This is a genomic window from Pseudomonas sp. MDT1-16, from assembly GCF_054898115.1.
The window spans coordinates 2128727-2136712 of the sequence record NZ_CM142717.1; the positions used below are offsets into that span (position 1 = coordinate 2128727).

Annotated in this window: 4 protein-coding genes and 3 pseudogenes; 4 read left to right on the top strand and 3 right to left on the bottom strand. The window is 61.2% G+C overall.

Going from position 1 to position 7986, the window contains the following annotated elements; genetic code table 11:
- Positions 1-30: 30 nt before the first annotated feature.
- The 3 genes and pseudogenes from ACYZT3_RS09665 to ACYZT3_RS09675 all read right to left on the bottom strand — a co-directional run.
- Positions 31-420: a hypothetical protein gene (locus ACYZT3_RS09665; protein WP_282383003.1), complete on the bottom strand. Its 390-nt coding sequence runs from the start codon at positions 418-420 to the stop codon at positions 31-33.
- Between the two features lie 175 nt (positions 421-595).
- Positions 596-2422 carry a glycoside hydrolase family 15 protein gene (locus tag ACYZT3_RS09670; RefSeq protein WP_462031964.1) on the bottom strand — a complete coding sequence of 609 codons (1827 nt, stop codon included), beginning with the start codon at positions 2420-2422 and terminating at the stop codon, positions 596-598.
- Positions 2415-2498: pseudogene (locus tag ACYZT3_RS09675) on the bottom strand (sugar dehydrogenase); the annotation flags it as partial. The pseudogene ACYZT3_RS09675 and the gene ACYZT3_RS09670, both read right to left, overlap by 8 nt.
- A 342-nt stretch (positions 2499-2840) precedes the next feature.
- Here ACYZT3_RS09675 and ACYZT3_RS09680 point away from each other — a divergent pair.
- The 4 genes and pseudogenes from ACYZT3_RS09680 to ACYZT3_RS09695 all read left to right on the top strand — a co-directional run.
- Positions 2841-4013 carry an MFS transporter gene (locus ACYZT3_RS09680; protein WP_462031965.1) on the top strand — a complete coding sequence of 391 codons (1173 nt, stop codon included), beginning with the start codon at positions 2841-2843 and terminating at the stop codon, positions 4011-4013.
- A 74-nt stretch (positions 4014-4087) separates the two neighbouring features.
- Complete coding sequence (locus ACYZT3_RS09685; protein WP_462031966.1) at positions 4088-4822, top strand: thioesterase II family protein; 735 nt, start codon at positions 4088-4090, stop codon at positions 4820-4822.
- Between the two features lie 246 nt (positions 4823-5068).
- Positions 5069-6478: pseudogene (locus ACYZT3_RS09690) on the top strand (condensation domain-containing protein); the annotation flags it as partial.
- Positions 6479-6568: 90 nt separating this feature from the next.
- Positions 6569-7978 (top strand): annotated as a pseudogene (locus ACYZT3_RS09695) (amino acid adenylation domain-containing protein); the annotation flags it as partial.
- Positions 7979-7986: the final 8 nt, after the last annotated feature.

The following is a 7986-nucleotide window of genomic DNA, read 5'->3' on the forward strand; positions in this document are numbered from 1 at the left end:
TTCTCCAGAGAGGTTGTTCTTGCCGACTTCCTAGACTTCGATTTCCGCCACCTGATTGAAGTACTTCGACCGATCCGGCGTAAACGTCACCACCATTTTTGTCCGCGAACAGGTCAACGCCCGTTCTTCACTCAGATCGATATCCAGATCGTCCCCGCGCAACCCCTGCCACTGAGCTAGGTATTTGAGGGATCCGTATTTTTCGAGTTTCTTCAGGCTACGGCTGGCACCCCCTTTCCAGCCCAGCACCGGCAGTTCGCCGGCAAGGCATCGTTGGGCGAGCTCGGGAAAGCGGGCGGCGCGTTGGCGGCCGATCTCCCAGCATTTGATCAGGCCTTTGTCGTGGGCTTCCCACAATTCGTCGCGGTTCAGGCCGGACCTGAGTGAGGTGTCAATGCTGCGGTGGATGCGCTGGGTCATTCTGGTTCCTTGAATTCGGGTTTTGTTGGACAGCTCCGCTGTACCCGTTGACGGTGGATGGTAGGGGTGGAGGTAACGGCTGGCAACAAAGGATTTTCGGGGGGGGATGCGGACTTTGTTTATGAAATGTAAGGTTTTGGTCTACACAAAACCTGTGGCAAGGGGCGACTCGGTCTCAAGGCTGCCAGTAATTCTTCTCCCCACTCAGTTTTCGATCCAGAAAACTGGCCGCACTGATCAGCGCCAAATGCGTCAGCGCTTGCGGCGTATTCCCCAGATGCCGCGCATGGCTGTCGAACTCTTCGGCGTACAACCCCAGCGGGTTCGCATACCTCAGCAACTGTTCAAATTCCAGATGAGCCTTTTCCACCTTGCCGGCGCGGGCCAGGCATTCGACGTACCAGAACGAGCACGCGGCGAATGCGCCTTCGGTGCCGTCGAGGCCATCGATCCGGGTGTCGTCATTGCGATAGCGGTAAACCATTCCATCGCGCACCAGATTCTTTTCGATAGCGTCGAGGGTCGCGAGCCAGCGCGGGTCCTTGGCACTGACGAAGCGCACCAGCGGCATCAGCAGCATTGAGCCGTCGAGGGCGGTGCCGCCGATGTGCTGGATGAAGTGCCCGCGTTCTTCGTTCCAGAAGTTTTCCCAGATGTCAGCGTAGATCGCCTGTCGGGTCTGGTCCCAGCGGGCGAACGGGGCGGGCAGCGAGCGTTTGGAGGCGAGGCGAATGGCCCGGTCCAATGCGACCCAGCACATCAGTCGCGAGTGCAGGAAGTGATGTTGTTCGCCGCGCATTTCCCAAATGCCAACGTCCTTTTGCTCCCAGGTTTCGCAGACTTGATTGACCACTTGCACTGCGTGTTTCCAGCCTTCATGGGAAATGGCGTCGCCGTATTTGTTGACCAGGTACACCGCGTCCATCAGCTCGCCGAAGATATCGAGCTGGACCTGTTCGTAAGCCTGATTGCCGATGCGCACCGGTGTCGCACCGCCATGGCCGGACAGGTGCGAGAGTTCGGATTCCGGCAGTTCCTGACGGCCATCGATGGCGTAGAGAATGTTGAGTTTCATCGGCTTGCCGTGGCAATCACTGACTCTGCCACGTAGCCAGCGCATGTAATCGTTGGCTTCGTGAACGAAACCCAGGCGCATGAACGCGTAAACCGTGAACGAGGCGTCGCGGATCCACGTGTAGCGGTAGTCCCAGTTGCGCTCGCCGCCAGGCGTTTCCGGCAGGCCGAAGGTCGCGGCGGCGAGGATTGCGCCATGCTTGCGCGAGGTCAGCAGCTTCAGCGCCAGGGCCGAACGATTGACCATTTCCCGCCAGCGGCCGCGGTAGGTGGACTGGCCGATCCAGTCGCGCCAGAACTTCAGGGTACCTTCCAGGCATATCGCGGCGGCACCTTTCTTGAACCGCGGGTCGTCGATACCGCCCAGCATGAATTCGGCGCTCTGGTCCTGTTCAAGGGTGAACTCTGCGACCGCCGCATGGCCATCTATGCGTAAAACCTGGTCCGAAGACAGGCGCAGGGACGGCTGACCGGCGGCCTCGAAGGTCACGTCCTTTTCATCCATGCGTGCGCGGGTCTTGGCGCGAGCGTAGTCATGACGCACGGCGCAGCGCATGTGAAACGTTGCCTGGCCACTGACCACGCGAACCCGGCGCATCAGCACCGACGTGTCATCTTCGCTGTCGCCAATGGGCAGCAGGTCGGTGACTTCGACGACTGCGCGGTCGCTGAGCCATCGGGTTTGCAGCACATTGGTGTCGGGCAGGTAAATCTGTTCGCGGCGAGCGTCGGGTAAATCCGGGGACAGTTGGAAAATCCCGGCCTCAGGCGTGTCCAGCAGCGAACAGAAGATCGACGGGCTGTCGAATTCGGGCCAGCAGAAAAAATCCACGCTGCCCTTGTCATTGACCAGTGCCGCGCTGCGCATGTCGCCGATGATGCCATGGGCATCGATAGCGCTTTGTTTTTCGGGATGATGATCAGCCATTGCCACGAAACTCCGGATAAAGGCTCATGCAGCCGTCGATGAACAGGGTGGTACCGACGATGTAGTCGGAGGCGTCGAGAGTTTGTGCAAATAACTATTCGATGCCTGCTTCTTTGGATACGTCGGCGCCAATGCCCGATCTGGCACCCGTGATCAGGGCGACCTGTTGGTCGAGGGAAATCTGCATGAAGGTTAAAGACTTGAGTCGAGGGCTTACCTAGCTGACTGGTTTGAGCGGCAGAGAGTTCATTTGTGACTGCGCTGGCCCCTTCGCGAGCAAGCTCGCTCCCACAAGGTTTGCGTAAATCAGTGGGAGCGAGCCTGCTCGCGATGGGCCTTCACATTCAACCAACAATTAGCCGCTTTCCCCTCGCTCAGCGTTTATGGCAACTTGCACGCCCTTGTTGAGACCCGAACCATGGCCAACCCCTACCGCGAACTATTCAAAGCCCCCGGCAGCAGAGCCTTTGTGCTGGCCGGCATGATCGCGCGCATGCCGATTTCCATGACTGGCATCGGCCTGATCACCATGCTCTCGCAATTGCAGGGTGGCTACGGATTGGCCGGTGCGGTGGCGGCGACGTTTGCCCTGGCTACGGCATTTTGTGCACCGCTGGTTTCGCGGCTGGTTGACCGTTTCGGGCAGCGCCGGATCTTGCCGGTATCGGCGCTGATCGGTGGCGGGGCGTTGTTGCTGGTGTTGCTTTGCACTCGCTTGCAGGCGCCGCAGTGGACGTTGTTTGTGTTCGCAGCGCTGGCCGGTTGCATGCCGAGCATGTCGGCGATGGTGCGGGCACGCTGGACCGAGATGTATCGCGGCCAGCCAGAATTGCAAACCGCCTATGCGTTGGAGTCGGTGCTGGACGAAGTCTGCTTTATTGTCGGGCCGCCTCTGTCGGTGGGGTTGTGCGTGGTGGCGTTCCCCGAAGCCGGGCCGTTGGCGGCGTTGCTGATGCTGGCGATCGGGGTCACGGCGTTTGTGCTGCAACGTGACACCGAGCCGGCGGTTCATCCTCATGAAGACCATCATCAAGGTTCGATCATTCGTTCTGGCGAGATTCAGTTGCTGATGCTGTTGATGGTCGCGATGGGCACCATCGTCGGGGTGGTGGATGTGGTCAGCGTGGCGTTCGCCCAGCAGCAGGGCCAGCCAGCGGCGGCGAGCATTGTGTTGTCGGTGTATGCCATCGGCTCGTGCCTGGCCGGGCTGGCGTTCGGGGCATTGCGCTCGAAACTGCCGCTGCCGCGACTGTTTCTTTACGGCGGGGTGGCGACGGCGGTGACCACGTTGCCGTTGCTGCTGGCGACGAACATTCTCGGGCTGTCGCTGGCAGTGTTTGTCGCCGGGTTGTTCTTTGCGCCGACGCTGATTGTGGCGATGGCGTTGGTGGAGCGCATCGTGCCGCCGGCCAAACTCACCGAAGGCCTGACCTGGCTGGTGACCGGGTTGAGCATTGGCGTGGCGATTGGTGCGGCCAGTTCCGGGTGGCTGGTGGATGCGTTCGGGGCGCGTAGCGGGTTCTGGGTGGCGATTGTTGCTGGCGCCGTGGTCCTCGGTTCCGCAGTCCAAAGCTTCCGCCACTTGAAATGATGATTTACCTGTTCGACTAATTCCCCTCGGCGCTCACCCGTTCTTCTATACAGACAACTTTCGAGGTAAGCCTGGTGACCCAGCTGACATTGCTCTGCCTGCCCTATTCGGGCGCGAGCGCCATGGTCTACAGCCGCTGGCGGCGCAAACTGCCGGAGTGGCTCCAGCTGCAACCCGTGGAACTTCCGGGACGTGGCGCCCGGTTTGGCGAACCCTTGCACACCGACATGCGGCGCTTGGCGCTGCAACTTGCGCAGGAACAAAAAGCCACGCTCAAGACGCCGTACGCGCTGTTCGGTCATAGCCTTGGCGCGTTGCTGGCCTGTGAGATGGCCCATGCGTTTCGCTCGCTTGGCTGCGCGGAACCGGTGGCGCTGTTCGCCTCGGGCACCGCCGCACCGACCCTGCGTGCCGACTACGATCGCGGTTTCGCCGAGCCCAAAACCGATGCCGAATTGATCGAGCAACTGCGCACCCTCAACGGCACCAGCGAGGAAGTGTTGGCCAACGAAGAGCTGATGAGCCTGACGCTGCCAGTGCTGCGCGCGGACTTTCTATTGTGCGGACGTTTCGAACCGCAGCAACGGCCGTTGCTCACGTGCCCGATCCATGTGCTCGGCGGCAAGGCTGACCGTGCCACCACCGAACAGTTGATCGGCTGGCGTAAGGAAACCCACGGCAGCTTTTCGGTGGACATGCTCGCTGGCGGTCACTTTTTTATCCATAAGCACGAGACCAAGGTGTTGCGGGTGATCAAGGATCAACTTGAGGTTCATCATCGGCGGCATGCCATGGCCACCAGCGCCTGACCCAATACCTGTGGGAGCGAGCTTGCTCGCTCCCACATTTTGAATTGCTACAACCTGACTTTCCTCGCTACAACCTTCCTTTCTGATACTTGTTCTCATTCGCTAATTTTTCCGGTCTGCATTCGTTTTATAGGGACGACGTGCCGTTGTGCTTCCCGCCACTGATCCGGATGCTAAGAAATGAATGCTGAAGACTCCTTGAAACTAGCTCGCCGGTTTATCGGGTTGCCCCTGGAAAAGCGCCAGATGTTCCTTGCGGCCTTGCACAAGGAGGGCGTTGATTTCGCCCGTTTTCCGATTCCTGCCGGCGTTGACGCCGACGATCGCCAGGCGTTGTCGTACGCCCAGCAGCGCATGTGGTTTCTTTGGCAGCTTGACCCGCAAAGCGGCGCCTACAACCTGCCCGGCGCGGTGCGTCTGACCGGGCTGCTGAATCTGTCAGCGCTGGAGCAAGCCTTCGCTAGCCTCGTCGCGCGCCACGAAACCCTGCGCACGGTGTTCCAGCGTCAGGCCGACGGCAACCTGCTGCAAGTGCCGGCCAGCGCGCCTCTGGTGATCGATCAGGTGGATTTCAGCGCATTGCCGGCTAATGAACGTGAGCAAGCAGTCGCCCGCGCGGCCGAGCAGCAATCCGTGCTGCCCTTCGATCTATCGGCCGGCCCGCTGCTGCGCGTCACCTTGCTCAAACTCGCCGAGCAGGAACACGTCCTCCTGCTGACCCTGCACCACATCGTTTCTGACGGCTGGTCGATGAACGTGCTGATCGACGAATTCATCCGCTGCTACGACGCCTTTGAGGCGGGCGCACAACCGCAACTCACGCCGTTGCCGATCCAGTACAGCGACTATGCCCTGTGGCAACGCCGCTGGCTGGAGGCTGGCGAACAGGCGCGCCAACTCGACTATTGGCAGGCGCAACTGGGCGCTGAGCATCCGGTGCTGGAGCTGCCCACCGATCATCCGCGTCCGGCGATGCCGAGCTATCGCGGCACCCGCTACGAATTCGCGATCGACGCGCAACTGGCCGAGCAACTGCGGGCCACCGCGCAGAAACACAACATCACCCTGTTCATGCTGCTGCTCGGCGCGTTCAACGCGCTGCTGCATCGCTACACCGGGCAGACCGACATCCGCGTCGGCGTGCCGATTGCCAACCGCAACCGCGCCGAAATCGAAGGGCTGATCGGCTTCTTCGTCAACACCCAAGTGCTGCGCACCAAGCTCGACGGTCAAATCCGGGTCGACGATTTGCTGCGCGCCATCAAGGAAACCGCTCTCGGCGCCCAGGCTCATCAGGATTTGCCATTCGAGCGCCTGGTCGAAGCGCTGAAGCTGGAACGCAGCCTCAGCCACACGCCGCTGTTCCAGGTGATGTACAACCACCAGCCGCAGGTCGCGGACATTTCTACGGTCAGCACCGCGTCCGGTCTGGCGCTGGGCGTGATCGAGTGGGAAGGGCGCACAACTCAGTTCGATCTGACACTGGATACTTACGAGAAGCGCGGCAAGCTGCACGCCGCGCTGACCTATGCCAACGACCTGTTCGACGCGGCGACCATCGCGCGTATGGCGCAGCACTGGACGCATTTGCTGCACGGCATGGTCAGTGATTCGCAACAACGCATCAGCGATTTGCCGCTGCTTGAGACAGTCGAATATCAGCGCATCGTGCATGACTGGAATCGCGCTGACGAAGGCTTCGCCCAGGACCTGTGCATTCATGAGTTGATCGCCCGGCAAGCCGCCGCGAGCCCGGATGCATTGGCGGTGACCTTCGGCACAAAGCAACTGACTTACGCCGAGCTCGACACTCGGGCCAATCGTATGGCCCACAAGTTGATCGAGCTGGGCGTAGGCCCGGAAGTCCGGGTCGGCGTGGCGATGCAGCGTTCCGAAAACTTGCTGGTAGCGTTGCTGGCCGTGCTCAAGGCCGGTGGCGCCTACGTGCCGCTGGACCCGGATTACCCCGCAGAACGCGTTACCTACATGCTTGAAGACAGTCGCGCGCTGTTGCTGCTGACGGAACAGGCTGTCGCCGCGACATTGACCGTCGCCGCCGACACCCAAGTCCTGATGATGGAGGGTATGGAGTGGGCCGATTACCCAAGCAGCGCGCCGGTGACCCGCGTCACGCCGGATAACCTTGCCTACGTCATTTACACCTCCGGTTCCACCGGCAAACCCAAAGGCGTGGCCATCGCCCATCGCAACGTGCTGGCGCTGATCGACTGGTCGCAGTCGGCCTACAGCCGCGAAGACATTCAAGGTGTGCTGGCCTCGACATCGGTCTGCTTCGACCTGTCGGTGTGGGAGCTGTTCGTCACGTTGGCCAACGGCGGTTCGGTGATCATTGCCCGCAATGCCCTGGAATTGCCGCAGCTGCCGGCCCGTGATCAAGTGCGCCTGATCAACACCGTGCCGTCGGCGATCAATGCGTTGCAGCGCGACGGGCAGATCCCGCCGAGCGTGCGCATCATCAACCTCGCCGGCGAGCCGCTGAAGCAGAGCCTGGTGGACGCGTTGTATCAGCAGCCGACCGTCGAACACGTCTACGATTTGTACGGTCCGTCGGAAGACACCACCTACTCAACCTGGACCCGTCGCGAGGCCGGTGGCCGCGCAAACATCGGCCGCCCGCTCAAGCACACCGCCAGCTACTTGCTGGACGCTGACCTGCAACCGGTACCTCAAGGCGTGTCGGCCGAGCTGTACCTGGCTGGTGCCGGCATCACCCGCGGCTACCTGGCGCGACCGGGCATGACCGCCGAAAAGTATGTGCCCAACCCGTTTTCCAGCAATGGCGAGCGCCTGTACCGCACCGGCGACCTGACCCGTTATCAGGCCGACGGCACGCTGCAATACGTCGGGCGCATCGACCATCAGGTCAAGGTCCGCGGTTTCCGCATCGAACTCGGTGAAATCGAAGCGCGGCTGTTGCAGCAGGACGCCGTGCGTGAGCTGGCGGTGCTGGTACAGGACGGCGTCAACGGTCAGCAACTGGTCGCCTACATCGTGCCATCCGATCCGGCCATGTTGCTGGACGATCTCGACGCTCAAGCGACCCTGCGTGAAACCCTGAAAGCTGCGCTGCGCCGACATTTGCCGGACTACATGGTCCCGGCATTTCTGCTGTTCCTCGAACAGCTGCCGCTGACCCCCAACGG

Bases quoted from the DNA above. Each gene is read 5' to 3' on its own strand.
- ACYZT3_RS09680 (WP_462031965.1), top strand. From the start codon at position 2,841: ATGGCCAACCCCTACCGCGAACTATTCAAAGCCCCCGGCAGCAGAGCC.
- ACYZT3_RS09665 (WP_282383003.1), bottom strand. From the start codon at position 420: ATGACCCAGCGCATCCACCGCAGCATTGACACCTCACTCAGGTCCGGC.
- ACYZT3_RS09670 (WP_462031964.1), bottom strand. From the start codon at position 2,422: ATGGCTGATCATCATCCCGAAAAACAAAGCGCTATCGATGCCCATGGC.